The organism is Streptomyces sp. NPDC007929 (assembly GCF_042959065.1).
In the GTDB taxonomy this organism is placed as follows: domain Bacteria; phylum Actinomycetota; class Actinomycetes; order Streptomycetales; family Streptomycetaceae; genus Streptomyces.
In genome coordinates, this window is record NZ_JBIBKD010000003.1 from 504,308 (window position 1) to 526,951 (window position 22,644).

Annotated in this window: 20 protein-coding genes; 14 read left to right on the forward strand and 6 right to left on the reverse strand. The window is 71.1% G+C overall.

The features are described 5' to 3' along the window. Positions 1-9 precede the first annotated feature (9 nt). The 3 genes from ACFZDE_RS11960 to ACFZDE_RS11970 form a co-directional block, all read right to left on the reverse strand. Positions 10-1,164, reverse strand: a complete 1,155-nt coding sequence (locus tag ACFZDE_RS11960; RefSeq protein ID WP_391199582.1) for an acyltransferase family protein — start codon at positions 1,162-1,164, stop codon at positions 10-12. 145 nt (positions 1,165-1,309) lie between these two features. Continuing rightward, positions 1,310-2,641, reverse strand: a complete 1,332-nt coding sequence (locus ACFZDE_RS11965; RefSeq protein ID WP_391199583.1) for a polysialyltransferase family glycosyltransferase — start codon at positions 2,639-2,641, stop codon at positions 1,310-1,312. Then, on the reverse strand, positions 2,641-3,627 hold the full coding sequence (locus tag ACFZDE_RS11970; RefSeq protein ID WP_390993452.1) for a glycosyltransferase: 987 nt from the start codon (positions 3,625-3,627) through the stop codon (positions 2,641-2,643). The genes ACFZDE_RS11965 and ACFZDE_RS11970 overlap by 1 nt, the downstream gene beginning before the upstream one ends. Positions 3,628-3,826: 199 nt before the next feature. On the opposite strand from ACFZDE_RS11970, the gene ACFZDE_RS11975 reads away from it, so the two are divergent. From ACFZDE_RS11975 to ACFZDE_RS11990, 4 genes are read left to right on the forward strand one after another with little or no spacing between them, the layout of a single operon-like run. Further along, positions 3,827-5,173, forward strand: coding sequence for a DUF6716 putative glycosyltransferase (locus ACFZDE_RS11975; protein WP_391199585.1), 1,347 nt, complete (start codon positions 3,827-3,829; stop codon positions 5,171-5,173). A 47-nt stretch (positions 5,174-5,220) separates the two neighbouring features. After that, positions 5,221-6,483 carry a cytidylyltransferase domain-containing protein gene (locus tag ACFZDE_RS11980; protein ID WP_390993456.1) on the forward strand — a complete coding sequence of 421 codons (1,263 nt, stop codon included), beginning with the start codon at positions 5,221-5,223 and terminating at the stop codon, positions 6,481-6,483. A gap of 13 nt (positions 6,484-6,496) precedes the next feature. Continuing rightward, positions 6,497-7,435, forward strand: a complete 939-nt coding sequence (locus ACFZDE_RS11985; RefSeq protein WP_391199586.1) for an N-acetylneuraminate synthase family protein — start codon at positions 6,497-6,499, stop codon at positions 7,433-7,435. Between the two features lie 48 nt (positions 7,436-7,483). Next, entirely contained in the window at positions 7,484-8,668 is a 1,185-nt protein-coding gene (locus ACFZDE_RS11990; protein WP_391199587.1) for a hypothetical protein, read from the forward strand. Between the two features lie 10 nt (positions 8,669-8,678). On the opposite strand, the gene ACFZDE_RS11995 is transcribed toward ACFZDE_RS11990, so the two are convergent. Continuing rightward, entirely contained in the window at positions 8,679-9,368 is a 690-nt protein-coding gene (locus ACFZDE_RS11995; protein WP_391199912.1) for a methyltransferase domain-containing protein, read from the reverse strand. A gap of 289 nt (positions 9,369-9,657) precedes the next feature. On the opposite strand from ACFZDE_RS11995, the gene ACFZDE_RS12000 reads away from it, so the two are divergent. The 9 genes from ACFZDE_RS12000 to ACFZDE_RS12040 all read left to right on the forward strand — a co-directional run bounded on the left by ACFZDE_RS12000 (position 9,658) and on the right by ACFZDE_RS12040 (position 20,273). After that, complete coding sequence (locus ACFZDE_RS12000) at positions 9,658-10,890, forward strand: amidohydrolase (RefSeq protein WP_391199914.1); 1,233 nt, start codon at positions 9,658-9,660, stop codon at positions 10,888-10,890. A 383-nt stretch (positions 10,891-11,273) separates the two neighbouring features. Further along, on the forward strand, positions 11,274-12,317 hold the full coding sequence (locus tag ACFZDE_RS12005; RefSeq protein WP_391199588.1) for a BMP family ABC transporter substrate-binding protein: 1,044 nt from the start codon (positions 11,274-11,276) through the stop codon (positions 12,315-12,317). 287 nt (positions 12,318-12,604) lie between these two features. Further along, positions 12,605-13,651 carry a BMP family ABC transporter substrate-binding protein gene (locus tag ACFZDE_RS12010; protein WP_390993464.1) on the forward strand — a complete coding sequence of 349 codons (1,047 nt, stop codon included), beginning with the start codon at positions 12,605-12,607 and terminating at the stop codon, positions 13,649-13,651. Between the two features lie 210 nt (positions 13,652-13,861). Next, positions 13,862-15,433 (forward strand): ATP-binding cassette domain-containing protein, encoded by a 1,572-nt coding sequence (locus ACFZDE_RS12015; protein ID WP_391199590.1) that lies wholly within the window; start codon positions 13,862-13,864, stop codon positions 15,431-15,433. Beyond that, complete coding sequence (locus ACFZDE_RS12020) at positions 15,433-16,551, forward strand: ABC transporter permease (protein ID WP_390993468.1); 1,119 nt, start codon at positions 15,433-15,435, stop codon at positions 16,549-16,551. Before ACFZDE_RS12015 ends, ACFZDE_RS12020 begins: the two co-directional genes overlap by 1 nt. Continuing rightward, on the forward strand, positions 16,548-17,813 hold the full coding sequence (locus ACFZDE_RS12025) for an ABC transporter permease (protein WP_390993470.1): 1,266 nt from the start codon (positions 16,548-16,550) through the stop codon (positions 17,811-17,813). The genes ACFZDE_RS12020 and ACFZDE_RS12025 overlap by 4 nt, the downstream gene beginning before the upstream one ends. Next, on the forward strand, positions 17,810-18,214 hold the full coding sequence (locus tag ACFZDE_RS12030; RefSeq protein ID WP_390993472.1) for a cytidine deaminase: 405 nt from the start codon (positions 17,810-17,812) through the stop codon (positions 18,212-18,214). Before ACFZDE_RS12025 ends, ACFZDE_RS12030 begins: the two co-directional genes overlap by 4 nt. A gap of 91 nt (positions 18,215-18,305) precedes the next feature. Then, a complete protein-coding gene (locus tag ACFZDE_RS12035) occupies positions 18,306-19,583 on the forward strand; it encodes a thymidine phosphorylase (RefSeq protein WP_391199915.1) in 1,278 nt (425 codons plus the stop codon). Positions 19,584-19,679: 96 nt separating this feature from the next. Continuing rightward, on the forward strand, positions 19,680-20,273 hold the full coding sequence (locus ACFZDE_RS12040) for a Uma2 family endonuclease (protein ID WP_391199592.1): 594 nt from the start codon (positions 19,680-19,682) through the stop codon (positions 20,271-20,273). Between the two features lies 1 nt (position 20,274). Here ACFZDE_RS12040 and ACFZDE_RS12045 read toward each other — a convergent pair whose 3' ends face one another. Beyond that, positions 20,275-21,195, reverse strand: coding sequence for an AEC family transporter (locus ACFZDE_RS12045; protein WP_391199594.1), 921 nt, complete (start codon positions 21,193-21,195; stop codon positions 20,275-20,277). A gap of 136 nt (positions 21,196-21,331) precedes the next feature. Here ACFZDE_RS12045 and ACFZDE_RS12050 point away from each other — a divergent pair, with 136 nt between their 5' ends. Continuing rightward, the gene (locus tag ACFZDE_RS12050; protein WP_391199596.1) at positions 21,332-21,718 is read left to right on the forward strand and encodes an STAS domain-containing protein; all 387 of its coding nucleotides are present in this window, start codon (positions 21,332-21,334) and stop codon (positions 21,716-21,718) included. On the opposite strand, the gene ACFZDE_RS12055 is transcribed toward ACFZDE_RS12050, so the two are convergent. Further along, positions 21,602-22,618 (reverse strand): RNA polymerase subunit sigma-70, encoded by a 1,017-nt coding sequence (locus ACFZDE_RS12055; protein ID WP_391199598.1) that lies wholly within the window; start codon positions 22,616-22,618, stop codon positions 21,602-21,604. The two genes, ACFZDE_RS12050 and ACFZDE_RS12055, sit on opposite strands and share 117 nt — an antisense overlap. Positions 22,619-22,644 lie beyond the last annotated feature (26 nt).

Below are 22,644 nucleotides of genomic sequence, written 5' to 3' on the forward strand. Positions count from 1 at the left end.
TGAACGGGGTCAGCGGGTCTTCGCCAGCGCCGTCCGCAGCCGGGGCGTCAGGGACTTCTCCACATAGTTGTGCAGCAACCACGCAAGCAGCAGCATTGACGCCACCGTGAGCGCGAACGTCACCCCCGAGGGCACTCCCAGGCCGCGGTGCAGGGCGTGGATCACCACCCAGCCGAGATGCTCGTGGACCAGATAGAAGGGGTACGTCAGCGCGCCCGCGACCGTCAGCCACCGCCAGTTCACCCGGCTCAGCAGGCCCAGCGCGATCGCTGCCACCGCCACGAAGCCGAGGGTGACGACGGCGACGATCCCGAACGAGGAGCGGTAGGAGAAGGCCTCCGGGTCCGGGGCGTGCCACAGCCCCCGCACCGCGTAGTGCTGGCCGATCAGCCAGCTCACGGCCACGATGCCCCACCCGTGGACGTCCCGCCGGTCCCGGTGCACGAGGTAGAGGCCGACACCGCCGATGAAGAACGGCGCGTACTCGGGCATCAGGACGATGTCCAGCAGCGGCGTGTTCGCGTTCTCGGCGATCACCGCGGCCGCCGTCCAGCCCGCGCAGAACATGATCACCCGGCGGCGGTTCGCGCCGGGCAGCACGACGCACAGGGCGAACAGGGCGTAGAAGCGGACCTCCGCCCACAAGGTCCAGCACACCCCGAGCACCCGGTCGACGCCCAGGGGCATCTGGAGCATCGTCAGGTTGACCAGGGCGTCGCTCGGCGACACGGCCTCGAAGACGACGACCGGCAGTGCGAACACGCCGGTCACCAGCAGCACGGCCGCCCAGTACGCGGGCAGCAGCCGGGCGGCGCGGGAGGCGAGGAACGACGTCAGGGAACGGCCCCAGCCGCTCATGCAGATCACGAAACCGCTGATCACGAAGAAGACCTGGACGCCGAGGCAGCCGTAGGCGAACAACGGGTGCAGGGTGGGGAACTGCTCCTGGGGCGAGGTGCCCCAGGCCCGGGCGACCTCGCCGTCGCGGCCGCCGTAGTGGTACACCGCCACCATCAGAGCGGCCACCAGCCGCAGTCCGTCGAGGGCGCGCAGCCGTCCGCCGGAGTCCTTCGCGCGCCGTGGGACGGGCCTGGCCCCGGGCGCTTCGGCCGGCACGGCGGTACCGGGTGGCTGCTTGCGGGTGCTGACGACCGTCTCGGTCACGCTGGAAACCTCTGTGGGGCTCGGACGTCCTTCGCCCGGGCCGCCGGTGGGCGGGCGCCGGTCACGAGGGACGGCGGTTGACGGGATCACGTGCGGCGGCGACGGGCCTCGCCCGTCCGGGTGTCGTCCGGGTGCCGGGACCGGCTCAGCGGCGTACCGCCTTGCGCAGGGCCCGGGCCCGCCGGACCACCCGGCGTGCCGTGGAGTTGCGCGGCAGGAACGCCAGCCGCCGCGGAACGCCCCCCGGCAGCCCGAGCGCGGTGAGGCGGCGCTTCTTGAAGTAGCGCCGGGTACGCGGACCGAGGTGCCGGGCGAGGAACCGCTCGGCCCGCGGGCGCAGGTCCGGGTGGATCCGCGGTTGCATGGTGAACCCGAGGGCCGTGAGCAGGCCGGACAGCAGCTCGCCCGGCAGGACGTCGCCGTCCTCGCCGCTCTCCAGGCCGGGCAGCAGCGCGTCCGCCAGCGTGACCGGCACCCGGTTGCTGTTCTGGTACGGCGTCAGCCGCTCCAGCAGCAGCTCGGTGCCGATACGGGCGACCGGCAGGCCGTAGAACGCGGACGCGGTGAACAGCGCGGTCGAGAAGCAGCCGACGACCAGCGCGGGCCGGGCCCGGTCGAACAGCACCTCGGCGAGGACGGGCGTGTCCAGCACCGTGAGGTCCACGCCGAGCCTCTCGGCCTCGGTCTCCAGGGCGCGGCCGTAGCGGGCCGGTGCGGTCGGGTGGGGCTTGAAGACGACCGTGCGGTGGCCGCGGTCGACGGCGCCCCGCATCATCCGCACGTGCAGGTCCTCTTCCTCCTCGGGGGAGAGGATGTCCAGCGCGGAGAGGTACTGGCCGAGCAGCAGCGCCGAGTCGCCGGGCACGTCCGGCAGTTCGGGGACCGTCCCGGTGACCTCGCCGAGCACCTTGCGGAACGCGGGCGTCGGCACCAGGTGCGCCGGCACACCGAACTCGGTGAGCAGCATCGGCGTGAGCCCCGGCACCAGATCGAGGTGCAGCAGCCGCCGCACGCGCGTGCCGACCAGCGGGTCGAGCTTGTTGCGGGTGGGGCCGTAGCTCATCAGCCCGTCGGCGTAGACGTCGACGGGCGCGTCGGTGAACAGCTGGGCCACCGTCAGCGCGGGCGCCACCTGGAGGGACTCCAGCACCAGGCTCACCCGGTCGTCGCCGAGGTTCCACAGCAGCCGCAGATGGCGCTCGAAGAGCGGGACGTCGTCGGCGCGCGGCGCCCACGCCCCGGGGTGGAAGGGGCGGATCGCCTCGTTCCAGGACAGCACCTCGTCGAAGTGCTCGCGCAGCGGCGCGAAACCGGGCATCGCGTCGAGGGCCGGAGTGGTCTCCGGGGTCGCGGCGTTGTTGAACACCAGCAGCACCCGGCGGTCCGGCTCCTCGAACAGGCCGGAGTCGATCGCGGCGGCCAGGGTGGCGACGCCGTAGAGCGTCGAGGCGCAGAAGATCTGAGTGGTCCCGGGCATCAGGCGGCCGCTCCCGTCGTGGTGACCCGGCGTCGCAGCCGCCGCAGCTTGGCCGAACGGTCCATGTCCATGGCCTCCAGTGCGTCACGGAGCGCGTCCTGCGGCATGCGCTTGATGGCCGCCGCGCTCATCGACCGCAGCTGCCGGGCCACGGCCGGTTCGAACCGGTCCTCGTGGGACAGGTGGTGGGCGATGATCGCGCAGTACGTCCGCACCGCCTTCGGCAGCAGCAGGTCGGCGTCCCGGTCAGCGGCCGTCTCCTCGATCACCTGGTCGAAGGCGCGGATGAAGTCGAGTTGGCGGACGTCGCCGATCTGTGTCAGGGACGAGGCCACCCCGCGCCGGTAGAACACGCCCAGCAGGCTCACCACGGCGAACGACTCCGCCTCCCGGTGCAGCTTCCAGATCCACGGCCGGTCCTCGGCCGTGCGCAGCCCGTCGGTGAAGTGCAGCAGGCCCCGGTCGGCCAGACGGCGGTGGTAGGCGCCCGCCCAGGCGTAGGCGTAGTCCACCGAGGTCGAGCGGTGCGCGGGCAGTATCGCCTCACGCGGGCTGAACACCTCCCGGCGCCGGCCGATCGGCACCCTGCTCACGGAACGGGCCCGGGCGGTGGCCTGCACATGGTCGGTGCGCACGAAGTCACACCCCAAGTCGTCCATCGCGGACACCAGTTCGGCGAGATAGCCGGGGGCCAGCCAGTCGTCGCCGTCCAGGAACGTCAGGTACTCGCCCCGCGCCGCGTCCAGGCCGGTGTTGCGGGCGGTGGCGAGCCCACCGTTGCGCTCATGGCGGATGTAGCGCACCTGGGCGACCTGTGAGAGGTCCTCGGCCGCTCGCTCGAGAACAGCCGGGGTTCCGTCCTTCGAATGGTCGTCGACCAGGATGAACTCGAAATCGCGGTCGGCATTCGACCGAAGACTTCTGAGGGTGTCGGGGGCGTATTGCTGCACGTTGTAGAACGGCACGATCACGGAAAGCTTGGGCACCCGCAAAACGTTAGGAGACCCGCCCGGCAGCGGAACTTTCCGAGGAAGGTACACCGGGTGAACTCCGTGTGTCAGAACGGTGCACCCCGTGTACTTTCCGGCCCCCAGCAGGCCAGTTCGGTTCTCGGTGGGCTGTTGTTAACTTTTCGTTGAGTCGTGGTTCCGCCATACCTAGAATTCGCTTCCTAGCGTCGTCGACGTGCCAGCAAGTACATCGAAACGCCTGCGAATCGCGGTCCTCGCGGACAGCGACACCCGATGGAAATGGGGTGCGCTGACGGCGGACCGCATCGCCCCGGGACCGTCCATGGAAACCGCGGCGCGCCCCGGCGCGCAAGGCGGCCACCTGCTCGACGGGTTCCTGCTGCGCGGCCGGGCCACGCCCACCCCGCGCCAGCTGGAGGAAGTGGGCGTACGCGCCGACTCGCTGCGGGAGGTCACCGCCGCCGAGTTCCTGCGCGCCATGGCCGAGGAGCCGTACGACATCCTCGTCCTCTCCCTCGTCGGCGGCGGAGTGCAGGCGATGCTGCACGGCCTGGCACGCGTCTGGGAGCACCGCCCCACGCGGCCCGTCGTCGTCACCGGCTACGTCGGCGTCGTCTACGAGAAGCTCGCCGACGGCCTGCTGCTGCGGCACGGCGCTGACCTGGTCCTCGCCAACTCCCGCCAGGACGCGGAGCGTTTCCGGGCCGTCTACGAAGGAGTCGGCGCCGACTCCTCCGCGGTGACCGAAGTGGCCCTGCCGTTCCTCGGCGGCGCGCCCTACGGGGGCGAACACGACCCCTACACGGTGGTGTTCGCCGCCCAGCCCTCCGTCCCGGCCGGCCGCACGGACCGTGCGTACCTGCTGGACCGGCTGGTGCGGCACGCCCGCCGGCACCCCGAGCGCGAGGTGCTGCTGAAGCTGCGCTCCAAGCCCGGCGAACACACCACGCACATCGAGGAACTGCCGTACCAGAAGCTGGTGCGGAGCCTTGATCCGCCCGCCAACTTCCGCCTGGTGTACGGCAACATGGGCGAGGTCCTGGACCGGACCGACCTGCTGGTCACGGTCAGTTCCACGGCCGCCCTGGAGGCGCTGCACCGCCGGATCCCGACGGTGGTGCTGACCGACCTCGGCGTCCGCGAGTCCCTCGGCAACCACCACTTCGTGGGCTCCGGCTGCCTCGCCTCCTGGGACCGGCTCGACGCCGGGCACCGGCCCACACCGGACGAGGAGTGGGTCACCCGGCAGGGCGTCGCCACCGACGGCTCGTACGCCTCCGCCTTCGACGCGGCCCGCGCACGCATCGCCGAACTGCTCGACCGGCCCGGCGGCCTGCCCCCGCTGACCCCGTACTACACACCCCGCACCGCCCCCGGCTATCTCCCCGGGATCCTCGCCCGCCACCACCTCGGCCCCGACGGCACCCCGCTGCCCGGCGCGCCCGCCGCCGACCGCGAACCCGGACCGGTCCGGCAGATCGTGCGCCGGGCCGCGCGCGGCGCCTACCGGCACGGCGTTCAGCGCGTGGCGCCCGTCATCCGGCGGATGGGCGAGCTGTGAGCCACCGCCCCCAGGCCCTTGTCCCCGTTGTCCAAGGAGAAGACCCCATGCCCCGACCGGAAGCGGGCGAAAGCGCCGCCGTGCGCCGTGTGCTCGCGGTGATCCCCGCCCGCGGCGGCTCCAAGGGCGTCCCCGCGAAGAACCTCCTCCCCGTCGGCGGCGTCCCGCTGGTGGCGCGCGCGGTGCGCGAGTGCCGGGCCGCCCGGCTGGTCACCGACGTCGTGGTCTCCACCGACGACCAGGCCATCGCCGCCGCGGCCCGGCAGGCCGGCGCCGAGGTGGTGCTGCGGCCCGCCGCCATCGCCGGTGACACCGCCACCTCCGAGGCCGCCGTCCTGCACGCCGTGGACGCGCACGAGGCCCTGCACGGCGCGGTCGTGGACGTCGTCCTGCTCGTGCAGTGCACCAGCCCGTTCCTCGTCCGCGAGGACATCGACGGGGTCGCAGGCGCGATCGCCGAGAACGGCGCCGACACGGCGGTGACGGTGGCCCCCTTCCACGGGTTCGTCTGGCGGGACGCCGAGACCGCCGAGGACGCCGTAGCCGCCGGTTCACCCACGGAGGCCCCCGGCGGCTACGGCGTCAACCACGACAAGTCCTTCCGGCCCCGCCGCCAGGACCGCCCCCAGGACCTGCTGGAGACCGGCGCCGCCTACGCCATGGACGCCTCCGGCTTCCGCGAGCACCGGCACCGCTTCTTCGGCCGCACCGAGCTGGTCCGCACCGACCCCGCGCGGGTGCTGGAGATCGACGACCCGCACGACCTCGCCCGCGCCCGGGCCCTCGCCCCGCTCCTCGACGCGAACCGGCCCGGCGCGCTCCCCACCACCGACGACATCGACGCGGTCGTCCTGGACTTCGACGGCACCCAGACCGACGACCGGGTGCTGATCGACTCCGACGGACGGGAGTTCGTCTCCGTGCACCGCGGGGACGGACTCGGCATCGCGGCCCTGCGCGACAGCGGCCTGAAGATGCTGATCCTGTCCACGGAACAGAACCCCGTGGTCGCCGCCCGGGCCCGGAAGCTGAGGCTCCCGGTGCTGCACGGCATCGACCGCAAGGACCTCGCACTCAAGCAGTGGTGCGAGGAGCAGGGCATCGCGCCGGAGCGCGTGCTCTACGTCGGCAACGACGTCAATGACCTCCCGTGCCTCGCCCTCGTGGGCTGGCCCGTGGCGGTCGCGAGCGCCCACGACGTCGTGCGCGGCGCCGCACGCGCGGTCACCACCGTCCCCGGTGGCGACGGCGCGATCCGAGAGATCGCCAGCTGGATCCTCGGCCCCTCTCTCGATTCCCTCACCAGGTAAGGACAGCTGAGCCATGAGCACCAACTCCCGCATCCGCCGCTTCGGTACTCGCGAGGTCGGCCCCGGCCGCCCGGTCTACGTCTGCGGCGAGATCGGCATCAACCACAACGGCGAGCTGGAGAACGCCTTCAAGCTGATCGACGCCGCCGCCGAGGCCGGCTGCGACGCCGTCAAGTTCCAGAAGCGCACCCCGGAGATCTGCACCCCGCGCGACCAGTGGGACATCGAGCGCGACACCCCCTGGGGCCGGATGACCTACATCGACTACCGCCACCGCGTGGAGTTCGGCGAGGACGAGTACCGCGCCATCGACGACTACTGCACGTCGAAGAACATCGACTGGTTCGCCTCCCCGTGGGACACCGAGGCCGTCGCCTTCCTGGAGAAGTTCGACGTCCCCGCCCACAAGATCGCCTCCGCCTCCCTCACCGACGACGAGCTGCTGCGCGCCCTGCGCTCCACCGGCCGCGCCGTGATCCTGTCCACCGGCATGTCGACGCCGAAGCAGATCCGCCACGCGGTGGAGGTGCTCGGCTCGGACAACATCCTGATGTGCCACGCCACGTCGACCTACCCGGCCAAGGCCGAGGAGCTCAACCTGCGCGTCATCCACACCCTCCAGCAGGAGTTCCCGAACGTCCCGATCGGCTACTCCGGCCACGAGACCGGCCTGCAGACCACCCTCGCCGCCGTCGCCCTGGGCGCCACGTTCGTGGAGCGCCACATCACCCTCGACCGCGCCATGTGGGGCTCGGACCAGGCCGCCTCCGTGGAGCCGCAGGGCCTCACCCGCCTCGTCCGCGACATCCGCACCATCGAGAACTCCCTCGGCGACGGCGTCAAGAAGGTCTACGAGTCCGAGCTCGGCCCGATGAAGAAGCTGCGCCGCGTCAGCGGTGTGGTCGCCGAGGCGGAGATCGCCGACGCGGCGGGCGAGCCGGTCGGCGTCTGAGCCCCACCCCGATCACCCCCCCTCACCACACGGGACGGTCGTACGTCGATGAGCCCCCGCGCCGGGAACGCCGGCCCCCACACTCTCGCCTTCGTCGAGAGCCCGGTACAGCTGCTGAACGTGCTGGAGTGGGCGCACGCGCACGCGCCCGGCGTGGGCCTCACCCTCGTGGTGCTGTCACCCCTCGACCCGATGACGCGCGGCCAGCTGCGGCGGATGTCCGACCTGGCCCGCGACGAGGGGCACCAGGTCCGCTGGGAGGAGGCGCGCGGCGGTCCCCTGGCGCCCTTCCAGACCGTCGGCGGCCTGACCGGCCCGCTCCGCAGGGCACACCGGGTCGTACTGGGGGACCCCTTCTCCCGCTACGTCCAGCTGCTGCTGACCATCACCCGGGCCCGGGACCTGGTCGTCGTCGACGACGGCACGGCGACGATGGAGTTCGTCGGGCAGCTGGCCCGGGGCGAACGCCTGGTGCGCTGGCACCGCAAGGGCGGCCGCCCCGGCCCACGGGACGTGATCTTCGCGCCGGTGTCGGCCTCCGCCCGCCGTCGGCTGACCCCCGGCGAGCGCCGCCGCGTCGAGATCTTCTCCTCCATGCCGATGGAGGACACCCCGGCGGGCGTGACCGTGCGTGCCCACACCTTCGCCTGGACCCGCACGCGCTTCGGCCCGCCCCGCATCACCAAGGGCGCGGACCTGGTGGGCACGTCCCTGGTGGAGACCGGGGTCGTGGACGACGGCCGCTATCTGGACGCCGTCCACGCCCTGGCCACGGCCCACGGCGTCACCCGCTACTTCGCCCACCGCCGCGAGAGCACCACCAAGCTCCACCGGCTCGCGGCCAGGACCGGCCTGGAGATCGTCCGCCCGGAACTCCCCCTCGAACTGATCGCCCGCCGCGGCCCCATCGGCCGGACGATCCTCAGCTTCCCCTCCACGGTCGTCCACACCCTCCCGCTCGCCCTGTCCGGCACGGACGTCCGGGTCGCCGTCTGCGACATCGACCCCGCCTGGCTGACCGAGCACGCCTCCCCGCGGGCCCAGGGCTTCCTGTCCGGGGTCACGGACACGGCCCGGGACGTCCACCGGCTGTCGCCGGCGGCTCCGGACCCGACGCACGCGGCGGGCCCGTCCGGCCCGGCGCCCTTCACCGCCACACCGCCCTTCACCGCCACACCACCCCTCGCCGCCACGCCGCCCTCCACCGGTCTGGTCGGCCCGGCAGCGCCCTGACGCGCCCCGCTCACCCCTCCCGCGGCACCGGCCCGGGCCTGCGGGCCAGCAGGAACGCGCGCGGCAGCTTCTCCCCGGGGCCGGGCTCGCGCAGGACACGGGCGTACAGCTCCAGGCCCGCCGCCACGAGGTGCGCGGCGACCGTGTCCGGGGTGCGCCAGTAGTAGTCGAGCGCGATCTCCCGCCCGTAGCGCTCGGTCAGGCGCAGCTGCCCGTCCTCGTCCCCGGACTGGAAACCGAGCAGTACGGGCGCCCCCGGCAGCAGCACACGGCGGAACTCGGCGAAGGCGGCCGGCAGGTGATCGTCCGGCACATGGATGATCGAGTAGAGGGCGACGATGCCGCCGAGCGTCTCGTCCGGCAGGTCGAGCGCGGTCATGGAACCGACGTGGAAGCGCAGTTCCGGGTGGGCCCGGCGGGCCAGGGCCACCATCCGGGGCGACGCGTCCACCCCGAACACCGCCAGCCCGGCCTCGTGCAGCCGCGCCGTCACATACCCCGGCCCGCTGCCGACGTCCGCGACCGGCGGCGTCCCCGGCACCCCGGGGGCCCGGACCAGCTCCACGAAGGCCGTCAGCAGCGACCGCTCCAGCGGTCTGCCCGCCAGGCTGTCGGGGTGCTCGGCGGCGTAGGCGTCGGCGATGGCGTCGTACGAGGCCTGGGTCGACTGCAAGAACTCGGGGGCGGACACGGGGCGCAGACTAGCGGGGACGCCGTCCGGCAGATGAACACGCCCGTGTTCGCCGCGCAGGGCGTGGTATCCGTGGAGAGGATGGATGGAGAACGGAGTCGTGACGCCCATGTGGCCGAAGTCACACTCCGGGGGGTGGGTGCGCCGGTCCGGCCCGAAAAGCCGGTCAGTTTACCCATCTCGATTGATAGCTATGCGTCCGGCGGTCATATTTTCTTCCCCTTTCGGGTTGAAGTTTTGTTGATCCAGGGTCGGTCGACCGCCTCGGCGCCCTACCCTTCAAAGGGTGAAGCCACTGATGTCACTGGAGTCCGAGGTCGATCTTCCCGGTGGAGCCGTACTCCCCGGTGCGCTGCCCGACGCCCTGCGGGCCGAGCTCATCGCGTTCCGGCGCGACATGCACATGCACCCGGAGCTCGGCAACCAGGAGTTCCGCACCACCGCCGCGATCAAGGAGCGGCTGGAGCGGGCCGGCCTCAAGCCGCGCGTCCTCGCCGTGGGGACCGGACTCGTCTGTGACATCGGCGTGGAGGGCGAGCAGTGGGACGGAGGCCCCAGCATGCTCGCCCTGCGGGCCGACATCGACGGCCTGCCCATCCCGGACACCAAGTCGGAGTGCCCGTACCGCTCCACCGTGCCCGACCGCGCGCACGCCTGCGGTCACGACGTGCACACCACCGTCGTCCTTGGCGCGGGTCTGGTCCTCGCCGAACTGCACCGGCGCGGCGCGCTGCCCCGCCCGGTCCGGCTGATCTTCCAGCCCGCCGAGGAGGTGCTGCCCGGCGGCGCCGCCGACGTCATCAAGTGCGGGGCGCTGGAAGGCGTGGGCGCGATCATCGCCGTGCACTGCGACCCCCGGGTGGACGCGGGCAGGATCGGTCTGCGCGAGGGGCCCATCACCTCCGCCTGTGACCGGCTGGAGATCGGCCTCGACGGCCCGGGCGGCCACACCGCCCGCCCCCACCTCACGACCGACCTGGTCACCGCCGCCGCCCGCGTCGTCACCGACGTGCCCGCGCTGGTCGGCCGGCGCTTCGACAGCCGCAGCGGGCTCGCCATCACCTGGGGCCGCGTCGAGTCGGGCCACGCCCCGAACGTCATCCCGCAGCACGCCGAGCTCTCCGGCACCGTGCGCTGCCTCGACCTGGAGGCCTGGCGGCAGGCCCCCGACGTCGTCGTCGCGGCCATCGACGAGATCGCCAACCTCTACCGCGCCAAGTCGGAGATCAACTACGTACGCGGCGTCCCGCCCGTGGTCAACGAGCCCGGCGTCACCGAACTGCTGCGCGAGGCCATGATCGCCCGACGCGGAGTCGAGTCCGTCGAGGGCACCGAGCAGAGCCTCGGCGGCGAGGACTTCTCCTGGTACCTGGAACACGTCCCCGGCGCCATGGCCCGCCTGGGCGTCCGCACCCCCGGCGAACGCCAGATCCGCGACCTCCACCAGGGCGACTTCGACGTAGACGAATCGGCCATCACGGTAGGAGTGGAACTCTTCACAGCAGCAGCCCTGGTCAACGGCCTCCGCTGAACGCCCCTCAGGGGCGCGGGGAACTGCGCGACAAGCCACGACGCCGCCGCACCGGACCGACAACCCCACGCCCCCCATCCCTCACCCCCACGCCCCCCTAACCACATAACCCACCCGGAGCAACACCCACCACCCCCGCCAAACGCTCCGGTTGCGCACCCCACCCCCAAACGGCAGCCTGGTGCCCGTCACAAGGTAGGCACACGCCGTGCCCGACTACACCTTTCGACCCCGTTCGATCCCGTGGTTCACAAGGGCGTAACCGGCCATCGGCACGAATGGATAACGGCCCCGCGGCGAACCGTTCCCAGGAGTGTCTACGCGCGTTAATGTGCGCCGAACCGAGCACCCATCGCGGGGCTTTGGAGAATGGGGAACTTCAGATGCGTCGGATTTCCAAACTGACCCGTGTCGCGGTGGGGGTCGCGTCGCTCGGGCTCGTCGCCACGGCCTGCGGCGGAACCAGCAGTGACAGCGGCGACAGCGACAGCAACGACCGCGGCGTCGCCATCGCGTACGACGTCGGCGGCAAGGGCGACCAGTCCTTCAACGACGCCGCGTTCGCGGGCCTGACGAAGGCCAAGGACGAGTTCGGCTACAAGACGGCCGACATCGAGCCCACCGAGGGCGAGACGAACGCCGACAAGGAGCAGCGCCTGGCGTCGCTGGCCAAGCAGGGCTACAACCCGGTGATCGGCGTCGGCTTCGCCTACGGCCCGGCGATGAAGGCCGTGGCGTCCAAGTACCCGAAGACCACCTTCGGCATCGTGGACTCGGTCGTCGAGGGCAAGAACGTCGCCTCCCTCGTCTTCGCGGAGGAGCAGGCCTCCTACCTCGCCGGCGTCGCGGCCGCGAAGGCCACGAAGAGCGACGTCGTCGGCTTCGTGGGCGGCGTGGACATCCCGCTGATCCACAAGTTCGAGGCCGGCTACAAGCAGGGCGTCGAGGACACCAAGCCCGGCGTGAAGGTGCTGTCGCAGTACCTCACCCAGACGGCCGAGGAGGGCGGCTTCTCCAGCCCCGACAAGGGCAAGGCCGCCGCCGAGGGCCAGATCGAGAAGAAGGCCGACGTGCTGTACGCCGCGGCCGGTCTGTCCGGTCAGGGTGTCATCGAGGCCGCCGCCAAGGCGAAGGTCTGGGCGATCGGAGTCGACTCCGACCAGTACAAGCAGGCCGCTCTCGCCCCGTACAAGAACTACATCCTGACCTCCGCGCTGAAGGACGTCGGCGGCGCGGTCTTCGCCCTGTCCAAGTCGGTCGAGGACGGCAAGCCGCTGACCGGCACGCAGACCTTCGACCTGAAGGTCAACGGCGTGGGCCTGTCGGAGTCCAACCCGGAGTTCGCGAAGGTCGCGGGTCTCCAGGACGCCGTGAACAAGGCCAAGCAGGAGATCATCGACGGCAAGATCAAGGTCAACACGGAGTGATCCGACGGACCTGACAGCCGAAGCGGGCGGGCACCCCAGGGTGTCCGCCCGCTCCGCGTTTCCGGCCCCCGGGGCAGCCGAAAGCGCATCACCCAGCGCCACCCCTCGTTCGCAGGAGGCAACGCCCCCGCCAAGTCCGGGTGATGGCTTGGCCACGGGCGCATAACAAGGTGGACAGAAGGGGTTTTCAGGCAGGTCTACGCGCGTTAATCTGCGGCGAAGCCAGCGCTGAAGCTGAACCGTCCCGGCGCTGTGCGACCTCGGTTGTACGACAGGAGCACCCACACATGCGCCGGATTTCCCGGATCACGGTCGCAGGCGCAGCGACCGCCTCCCTGGCCCTCGCCCTCTCCGCCTGCGGCAGCACCTCGACCTCCGGGTCGTCCGACTCGAAGGGCGACAAGGGGCTCGCCATCGCGTACGACGTCGGCGGCAAGGGCGACCAGTCCTTCAACGACGCCGCGTACGCGGGCCTGGAGCAGGCGAAGAAGGAGTTCGGGTACCAGACGGCCGACGTGGAGCCCACCGAGGGCGAGACGAACGCCGACAAGGAGCAGCGCTTGGCCTCCCTGGCCAAGCAGGGCTACAACCCGGTCATCGGTGTCGGCTACGCCTACGCCGCCGCCGTGAAGGGTGCCGCGGCGAAGTTCCCGGACACCACCTTCGGCATCGTCGACGACGCCACGATCAACACCAAGAACGTGGCCGACCTGGTCTTCAACGAGGAGCAGGCCTCCTACCTGGCCGGTGTCGCCGCGGCCAAGACCTCCAAGACGAAGGTCGTCGGCTTCGTGGGCGGCGTGGACATCCCGCTGATCCACAAGTTCCAGGCGGGCTTCGCGCAGGGCGTCAAGGACACCGACCCGAAGGTCAAGGTGCTCTCCCAGTACCTCACCCAGACGGCCGAGGAGGGCGGTTTCGCCAGCCCCGACAAGGGCAAGACGGCCGCCGAGGGTCAGATCGAGAAGAAGGCCGACGTGGTCTACGCCGCGGCCGGCCTGTCCGGTCAGGGTGTCATCGAGGCCGCCGCCACCGAGAAGGTGTGGGCCATCGGTGTCGACTCCGACCAGTACCAGCAGGAAGCCCTCGCCAAGTACAAGGACTCGATCCTCACCTCGGCGATGAAGGACGTCGCCAAGGCGGTGTACAACCTGGCGAAGTCGGTCGAGGACGGCAAGCCCGAGACCGGTATCGTTCGTGGCGATCTGAAGACCGGCGAGGTGAGCCTGTCGAACTCCAACCCGAAGTTCGCGGACGACGCCGAGCTCCAGGCAGCCATCAAGACGGCCAAGGAGAAGATCATCAGCGGCGAGATCAAGGTCAAGAGCAGCTGACGAGCGACTGCCTCGAAGCAGGCGGTAACCCCCGGGGTTACGTCCGCTCGGCGGGGTACGGGGAGTCGCTCCCCGTACCCCGTTGGCGCGGGGTGTCGACCCCTTTGTATGCCGTAGGGGCGCTACGCGCGTAGACGGCCCCCGTCCCCAGGAGAGTGCGCCATCAACGCGTCCAGCAGCCCTCCGGCCGGAGCGGCGGTCAACAAATCGGTGACCGCCGTCGAACTCGCCGGGATCACCAAGCGTTTCCCCGGAGTCGTGGCCAACCACGACATCCACCTCAGCGTCCGCAAGGGCACCGTGCACGCCCTCGTGGGTGAGAACGGCGCCGGCAAGTCCACGCTGATGAAGATCCTCTACGGCATGCAGAAGCCGGACGAGGGCACCATCGCGGTCAACGGCGAGCAGGTCGCCTTCTCGTCCCCGGCCGACGCCATCGTCCGCGGCATCGGCATGGTCCACCAGCACTTCATGCTCGCCGACAACCTCACGGTCCTCGAGAACGTGGTCCTCGGCAGCGAGAAGCTCTACGGCATCGGCGCCAAGGCCCGCCGCAAGATCAAGGACCTCTCCGAGCGCTACGGCCTCGACGTCAAGCCCGACCTCCTCGTCGAGGAACTCGGCGTCGCCGCCCGCCAGCGCGTGGAGATCCTCAAGGTCCTCTACCGCGGCGCCACCACCCTCATCCTCGACGAGCCGACCGCCGTGCTCGTGCCGCAGGAAGTGGACGCGCTCTTCGCCAACCTGCGCGAACTGCGCGCCGAGGGCCTGTCGGTCATCTTCATCTCGCACAAGCTCGGCGAGGTGCTCTCCGTCGCCGACGAGATCACCGTCATCCGCCGCGGCACCACCGTCGGCACCGCCGTGCCCGCCGAGACGACGCCCCGTCAGCTCGCCGAGATGATGGTCGGCAGCGAGCTGCCCACGCCCGAGACGGCCGAGTCCACGGTCACCGACCGCCCCGTCATCAGCGTCGACAAGCTGCGCCTCGCCGCCCCCGGCGGCAAGGCCCTCCTGGACGACATCAGCTTCACCATCCACGCGGGTGAGGTCCTCGGCATCGCCGGTGTCGAGGGCAACGGCCAGACCGAACTGGTCGACGCCCTCATCGGACTGCGCTCCGCCGACACCGGCGTCATCCGGCTGGCCGACGAGGAGATCACCGCCTGGCCCACCCGCAGGCGCCGCGAGCAGGGCATCGGCTACATCCCCGAGGACCGGCACCGCCACGGCCTGCTCCTGGAGGCACCTCTCTGGGAGAACCGCATCCTCGGCCACGTCACCGAGAAGCCCCTCGCCAAGGGCGTCTGGCTGGACCCGAAGGCGGCCCAGGAGGACACCCGCCGGATCGTCACGGAGTACGACGTCCGCACCCCCGGCATCGACGTCACCGCCGCCTCCCTGTCCGGCGGCAACCAGCAGAAGCTGATCGTCGGCCGGGAGATGAGCCACAAGCCGCGCTTCCTCATCGCCGCGCACCCCACCCGGGGCGTGGACGTCGGTGCCCAGGCCGCCATCTGGGACCACATCCGCGAGGCGCGCCGCGAGGGCCTGGCCGTGCTGCTGATCTCCGCCGACCTCGACGAGCTGATCGGACTGTCCGACACGCTGCGCGTGATCTACAACGGCAAGCTGGTCGCGGACGCCGACCCGGCCACCATCACCCCCGAGGAGCTCGGCTCGGCCATGACCGGTGCCGCCACCGGGCACCTCGCGCACGACGACACCCCCGAGATCTCGAAGGTCGACACCCCCGAGTCTCCGGAAGACGAGGCCCGCTGATGAAGAAGTTCGACAAGGAGCGCCTGCTCCTCGCGGTGGCCGGACCGGTCATCGCGCTGGCCGTGGCCTTCGTGCTGAGCGCGATCGTGCTGCTCGCCTCGGGCAAGAGCCCCTTCGAGCCGTTCGCCCTGATGTTCGAGCAGATCGGCTTCTCGGACATCCAGGTCCTGATCATCAACCAGGCCTCGATGTACTACATCGCGGCCCTCGCGGTGGCCATCGGCTTCCGGATGAACCTGTTCAACATCGGTGTCGACGGCCAGTACCAGCTCGGCGCCATGATGGCCGCCGTCGTCGGCGCCCATGTGAACATGCCGGCCGCGCTCCAGGTCCCGCTGCTGCTCCTGACCGCCGTCCTCACCGGCGCCTTCTGGTCCGGCATCGCCGGTGTCCTCAAGGTCACCCGCGGCGTCAGCGAGGTCGTCGCCACGATCATGCTCAACGCGATCGCCACCTCCGTGATCGCCTACCTGTGGCTGCCGGACGTCTTCGGCGTGAAGGTCGGCAACAACAACACCACCGGCGAGATGTACGAGTCCGGCTGGATCCCCGGCATCCCCATGGGTGACGCCGGTGAGATCTACGGCCTGGTGCTGCTCGCCGTGCTGCTCGGCATCGGCTACTGGGTCGTCCTCAACCGCACCCGCTTCGGCTTCGACCTGCGCGCCTCCGGCGCCTCGCAGACCGCCGCCGCGGCCAGCGGTGTGGACCCCCGGCGCATGGTGCTCAGCGCCATGCTGATCTCCGGCGGCATCGCGGGCCTCGCCGGCCTGCCGATCCTGCTCGGCGACACCCACACGTACGACCTGAACTTCCCCACCGGCATCGGCTTCCTCGGCATCGGTATCGCCCTGCTCGGCCGCAACAGCCCCGTCGGCATCGCCTTCGCCGCCCTGCTGTGGGCCTGGCTCGACAAGGCCTCGCCCGAACTGGACTTCCACGGCTACGACAAGGAGATCGCGGTCATCATGCAGGGCCTGATCGTCCTCTCGGTCGTCGTCTCCTACGAGGCCGTCCGCGAATGGGGTCTGCGCCGCCAGCAGCGTCGCGTCGGCGCCGAACTCGCCGCCGGACACGTCCTCGGCGCTCAGAACACGAAGGAGGTGGCTGGCCGATGACCACCGCGACCGACGTCAACCAGCCCACGCTGCAGCCCGCGGCGCCGACCGGCCGCCGCCTGTCGTGGCCCGTGCTGCTGCTCATCATCGCCGGAGGCCTGGCGCTCACCTCGATCGTCCGCCTCGTCACCGGCGCCGACGGCATCACCAACGTCAGCCAGATGTCCACCGCGCTCCAGCTCGCCGTGCCGATCGGCCTCGCCGGTCTGGGCGGCCTGTGGGCCGAGCGCGCGGGCGTGGTCAACATCGGCCTTGAGGGCATGATGATCCTCGGCACCTGGTTCGGCGCCTGGGCCGGCTTCCAGTGGGGCCCCTGGACCGGTGTCCTGGTCGGCATCCTCGGCGGCGCGATCGGCGGTCTGCTGCACGCCTTCGTGACCGTCACCTTCAACGTCAACCACATCGTCTCCGGTGTGGCCATCAACATCCTCGCCCTCGGCGCCACCCGCTACCTCGCGCCCCTCGCCTTCGAGGGCCACACCGGCGGCTCCGCCAAGCAGTCCCCGGCGGTCGACTCCCTCGGCCACTTCACCGTCCCGGGACTGTCCGACGCGCTGCGCGACCTGAACAACCAGGGCTGGTTCTTCATCTCCGATATCGCCGGCCTGCTCGGCGGCCTGGTCACCAACGTGTCCTGGCTGACCCTGATCGCCATCGCGCTGATCCCCGCCACCTGGTGGATCCTGTGGCGCACCGCGTTCGGCCTGCGGCTGCGCTCCTGCGGCGAGAACCCGGTCGCCGCCGAGTCCCTCGGCGTCAACGTCTACAAGTACAAGTACATCGCCGTCGTCATCTCCGGCGGACTGGCCGGCCTCGGCGGTGTCTTCCTGTCCATCGTCGCCAACCCCTTCTACCTGGAGGGCCAGGTCAGCGGACGCGGCTTCATCGGCCTCGCGGCGATGATCTTCGGCAACTGGATGCCGGGCGGCCTCGCCCTCGGCGCGGGCCTGTTCGGCTACACCGACAGCCTCAACCTGCGCGGCGGCTCCGCCAACGTGCACGCCCTGCTGCTGCTCGGCGCGCTGCTGCTGATCATCGGCGCGATCTGGCTGGTGGTCCGCAAGAAGTACACCCCGGCGATCATCACCGCGGTCGTCGCCGCCCTGGTCTTCGCCTGGTACGCCACCACCGACGAGGTCCCGAACCAGGTCGTCTCCGCCACGCCGTACGTCATCACCCTGGTGGTCCTCGCCCTGTCCGCGCAGCGGCTGAGGATGCCGAGGGCGAACGGCATGCCGTACCGGAAGGGGCAGGGCAAGTGACCGGCTCCGGCCCGGCCGTCGACTGGGAGAAGCTGCGCGCGGTGGCCCGGGACGCCATGTCCCGGGCGTACGCCCCCTACTCCGGCTACCCGGTCGGCGTGGCGGCCCTGGTCGACGACGGCCGGACCATCTCCGGCTGCAACGTCGAGAACGCCTCGTACGGCCTCGGCCTGTGCGCCGAGTGCGGCCTGATCTCCGAGCTGCACAACACCGGCGGCGGCCGCCTGACGCACTTCACCTGCGTCGACCGCGACGGCGACATCCTCGTCCCGTGCGGGCGCTGCCGCCAGCTGCTCCACGAGTTCGGCGGTCCGGACCTGCTGCTGGAGACCCCGGCGGGGATCCTGCCGCTCTCGCAGATGCTGCCCCAGGCCTTCGGCCCGGAACACCTCCGCAAGTAATCTCCGTGCGGCCCCTCTGAGTTGCTCACGCGACCGGCTCAGGGGGGCCGTACGGCTTCTGGAACCCTCGGAAGGAAGCCAAGCCATGGCCATGGACGTCATCTCCGTCATCCGCACCAAGCGGGACCGCGGTGAGCTCAGCGACGCGCAGATCGACTGGGTCATCGACGCGTACACCCGCGGGGAGGTCGCCGACGAGCAGATGTCCGCCCTCGCCATGGCGATCCTGCTCAACGGCATGAACCGCCGCGAGATCGCCCGCTGGACGGCCGCGATGATCGCCTCCGGCGAGCGCATGGACTTCTCGTCCCTGTCCCGCCCGACCGCCGACAAGCACTCCACGGGCGGCGTCGGCGACAAGATCACCCTGCCGCTGGCCCCCCTGGTCGCCGCCTGCGGCGCGGCCGTCCCGCAGCTGTCGGGCCGCGGCCTCGGCCACACCGGCGGCACCCTCGACAAGCTGGAGTCCATCCCCGGCTGGCAAGCTCTGCTGTCCAACGAGGAGATGCTGAACGTCCTCGACACCACCGGCGCGGTGATCTGCGCGGCGGGCGACGGCCTGGCCCCCGCCGACAAGAAGCTCTACGCCCTGCGCGACGTCACCGGCACGGTCGAGGCGATCCCGCTGATCGCCTCCTCGATCATGTCCAAGAAGATCGCCGAGGGCACCGGCTCGCTGGTGCTGGACGTGAAGGTCGGCACCGGCGCTTTCATGAAGACGATCGAGGACGCCCGCGAACTGGCCTCCACGATGGTCGGCCTCGGCACGGACCACGGCGTGAAGACGGTCGCGCTCCTCACCGACATGTCGACCCCGCTCGGCCTGACCGCCGGCAACGCCCTGGAGGTCCGCGAGTCGGTGGAGGTCCTGGCGGGCGGCGGCCCGGCGGACGTCGTCGAGCTGACCATCGCGCTGGCCCGCGAGATGCTGGACGCGGCCGGTCTCAAGGACGCCGACCCGGCGAAGGCCCTGGCCGACGGCTCGGCGATGGACGTCTGGCGGCGCATGATCGCGGCCCAGGGCGGCGACCCGGACGCGACGCTTCCGGTGGCCCGCGAGCAGCACGTGATCAAGGCCCCGTCCTCCGGCGTGCTGACCCGCCTCGACGCCTACGACGTCGGCGTCGCGGCCTGGCGCCTCGGCGCGGGCCGCGCCCGCAAGGAGGACCCGGTGCAGGCGGGCGCGGGCGTCGAGCTGCACGCCAAGCCGGGCGACGAGGTCACCGAGGGCCAGCCCCTCCTGACCCTCCACACCGACACCCCCGAGCGCTTCGAGTACGCCCTCCAGTCGATCGAGGGCTCCTACGACATCGCGGCGCCCGGCACGGCCTTCACGGCGTCCCCGGTGGTGCGGGAACGTATCGCCTGACCTGCGGTTCTCTCGTACGGGTGAACGGGACCGGTGGACCGCCACCGGTCCCGTTCGGCATGCTGGGATCGGTGACGCACTGATTGGAGTACCGCCATGAGCGCACTCACCGTCGACCACTCGCCGAGCAACGGGCACGAGTGGGACGACCTCGTCCGGATCTGGCAGGAGACGGACGCGCCAGCGGGCTGCAAGGTGGAGATCATCGAGGGGATCGTCACCGTGGCACCACCGCCGTCCAACGCCCACAACGACATCGCTGACTTGGTTCAGCGAGCCCTGTACGAGGTCATCCCCAAGCACTGGGGCATCTACCAGACTCTGGGGACGGCGGTCGCGTCCCGTGACGGGCTGTACATTCCTGATCTCGCAGTGGCCCCCAGGAAGGTGCTGCGGGACGAGGGTGGCAACTTCATCCCAGCGGCTGCCGCCGAACTCATCGTCGAGATCACGTCCAAGTCGAACGCGGCGCACGACCGGATCACCAAGGCCGCGGGCTACGCCCAGGCGGGTGTGCCGCTGTACCTCCTCATCGACGGCTGGGCCCCCGGCGGTCCCACCATCACGCTCTACGGCGAACCGCAACGGGATGTCTACCGGGTTCTCGACGCGGGCAAGTTCGGAGAACACATCGCGCTGCCCGAGCCCTTCGGCCTCGAACTCGACACCGGCGAGTTCGCCGAGAACTGAGTCACCCCAACACAGCTGCCACCACCACCAGCACCGGCACCGACACCACCGTCGACAGCAGGATCGCCTCCCTCGCCAGCACCTCGCCCACCCGGTAGCTGCTCGCGTACGTGAAGAGGTTCTGGGCGGCCGGCAGTGCGGACGTCACCACCACGTCGAGCAGCAGGGCCCCGCGCAGGCCGAAGACGCCCGCCGCCAGGGCCCAGGCGACCAGGGGCTGGACCACGGACTTCAGGACCACGGCGAGCAGCACCGGGGCCCGTTCCGCACCGCGCAGCGGGAGCGTGCTGCCGCGCAGCGAGATGCCGAAGGCCAGCAGCACCGCCGGGACCGACATGTTGCCGATCAGGGTCAGGGGGTCCATCAGCGGGCCCGGCACCGTGCGGCCCGACGCCGAGACCGCCACCCCGGCCAGCGAGCCCAGGGCTATCGGATTGCGCAACGGCGTCAGCAGCCGCTGCCACAGGGGCCGCTTCGCCCCGCCGCTCGCCAGGTCCAGGACCGTGAGCGCCACCGGTGTCACCCCGACCAGCTGGAACAACAGCACCGGCGCCACCAGCGAGGCGTCGCCCAGCACGTACACGGCGATCGGGATGCCCAGGTTCCCGGAGTTGACGTAGCTGGAGCAGAGCGCGCCGATCGTCGTCCGGCCGACGCCCCAGCCGCGCGCCGCGCCGACCGCCACGAAGACACCCGCCGCCGCTGCCGTGCTCATCGCCGTGACCAGCAGCCGGTCGGAGAAGATCACCGACAGGTCGGCCTGCGCGAGGGTCGTGAAGAGCAGCGCCGGGGACGCCACATGGAAGGCGAGCTTGGTCAGGACCTCTCGGCCGCCCTCGCCCAGATACCCCCGCCGCCCGATCAGATAGCCGACGCCGATGACGACGGCGATGACCGCGAACCCGCTCAGCACCCCCTGCACGGCACCCCCGCACCGGCGAAGCGGGCATCGGGCAGCGCGGCAGGGGGAGATGGTTGGGGCATACAGCCAACCCTCCGGGGGAGGCGCGCCCCAGGTCAATGTGATCTTCACGGCGCCGACAGGACGGACGGCCGCGATGAGTTACGGCCGCCCGTCCGGTCTACCGCTCGTGGACGCCATGACACCGCCCGTACTCGTACTGCCCGGCCCCGTCACCCGGGACGAGGTGAGAGGGCTCAGCGACGATGTGCGGGCACTGCTGCACGGCAGCGGCGCCCGGGTCGTGGTGTGCGACGTCGCGGGACTGGGACCACCGGGCCTCGCCGCCGTCGACCTCCTGGCGAGGCTCCAGCTGGCCGCCCGCCGCGCCGGAGGACGGATACGGCTGCGCGACCCCGACCCCGCTCTACGCGCCCTGCTCGACCTGGTCGGTCTCCGCTTCGAGATGGAGGGGGAGGTCGAAGAGCGGGAACCACCGCTGTGTGTCGAGGAAGCAGTGGAACCCGGTGATGCGGCCGTCTGAGATCTCCAGCACCTGGACCGCCCACGGCGTGAAGCCGCCCTTGTCCGGGTCCGGCTTGTACTGGGCGAACCCCGGCAGGCCGTTGACCTGGACGGGCACCAGCCGGGAGCCCGCGCAGGGAGCGCCGAGGGTGGTCATGAAGCCGGTGATGTCCCGCGTGCCGGTCAGCCAGAGGTCGAACGGCGGCATCGTCATGACCGCGTCCTCGTGCAGCAGGGCCGTCAGCGCCGCCATGTCGTAGCCCTCGAAGGCCGACACATAGCGGTCCAGCAGCTTCTGCTGGTCCTCGTCCAGCGGGTCGGAGACGGCCGCCTCTGCGCCCGGCTCCTGCCGCTCGGCCAGGGTGGCCCGGGCCCGCTGGAGCGCGCTGTTCACCGACGCCACCGAGGTGCCCAGCAGCTCGGCGACCTCGCTGGCCTTCCAGGCCAGGACCTCGCGCAGGATCAGCACCGCCCGCTGCTTGGCCGGGAGCTGCTGGAGGGCGGCCATGAAGGCCAGCCGCACGGACTCCTTGGCGACCGCCGCCTCCGCCGGGTCATGGGTCGTGGGCAGCACGCGGGCGTCCGGCATGGGCTCCAGCCAGGTGTTGTCCGGGCGGGGGGAGAGAGCGGCCTGGGCGAGCGGGGTGGACTCGGTGAGGTCCATGGGCCGGGCGCGCTTGTTGCCCGCGGACAACATGTCCAGGCACACGTTCGTCGCGATCCGGTAGAGCCAGGAGCGCAGACTGGAGCGGCCCTCGAACTTGTCGTAGCTGCGCCAGGCGCGGACCATCGTGTCCTGCACCGCGTCCTCCGCCTCGAAGGAGGAGCCGAGCATCCGGTAGCAGTACCCCGTGAGCTCGGTTCGGTGTGCCTCCAGCCTGGTGTCCAGGTCCGTCGGTGCCGCCGTGCCGTTCGCCATCTCCACCCACCCCTGTGGAAGTCCTG

Bases quoted from the DNA above. Each gene is read 5' to 3' on its own strand.
- ACFZDE_RS11990 (WP_391199587.1), top strand. From the start codon at position 7,484: ATGAGCCCCCGCGCCGGGAACGCCGGCCCCCACACTCTCGCCTTCGTC.
- ACFZDE_RS12050 (WP_391199596.1), top strand. From the start codon at position 21,332: ATGAGTTACGGCCGCCCGTCCGGTCTACCGCTCGTGGACGCCATGACA.
- ACFZDE_RS11985 (WP_391199586.1), top strand. From the start codon at position 6,497: ATGAGCACCAACTCCCGCATCCGCCGCTTCGGTACTCGCGAGGTCGGC.
- ACFZDE_RS12025 (WP_390993470.1), top strand. From the start codon at position 16,548: ATGACCACCGCGACCGACGTCAACCAGCCCACGCTGCAGCCCGCGGCG.
- ACFZDE_RS11965 (WP_391199583.1), bottom strand. From the start codon at position 2,641: ATGCCCGGGACCACTCAGATCTTCTGCGCCTCGACGCTCTACGGCGTC.
- ACFZDE_RS11980 (WP_390993456.1), top strand. From the start codon at position 5,221: ATGCCCCGACCGGAAGCGGGCGAAAGCGCCGCCGTGCGCCGTGTGCTC.
- ACFZDE_RS12000 (WP_391199914.1), top strand. From the start codon at position 9,658: ATGTCACTGGAGTCCGAGGTCGATCTTCCCGGTGGAGCCGTACTCCCC.
- ACFZDE_RS12010 (WP_390993464.1), top strand. From the start codon at position 12,605: ATGCGCCGGATTTCCCGGATCACGGTCGCAGGCGCAGCGACCGCCTCC.
- ACFZDE_RS12055 (WP_391199598.1), bottom strand. From the start codon at position 22,618: ATGGCGAACGGCACGGCGGCACCGACGGACCTGGACACCAGGCTGGAG.
- ACFZDE_RS12005 (WP_391199588.1), top strand. From the start codon at position 11,274: ATGCGTCGGATTTCCAAACTGACCCGTGTCGCGGTGGGGGTCGCGTCG.
- ACFZDE_RS12040 (WP_391199592.1), top strand. From the start codon at position 19,680: ATGAGCGCACTCACCGTCGACCACTCGCCGAGCAACGGGCACGAGTGG.
- ACFZDE_RS12020 (WP_390993468.1), top strand. From the start codon at position 15,433: ATGAAGAAGTTCGACAAGGAGCGCCTGCTCCTCGCGGTGGCCGGACCG.
- ACFZDE_RS12035 (WP_391199915.1), top strand. From the start codon at position 18,306: ATGGACGTCATCTCCGTCATCCGCACCAAGCGGGACCGCGGTGAGCTC.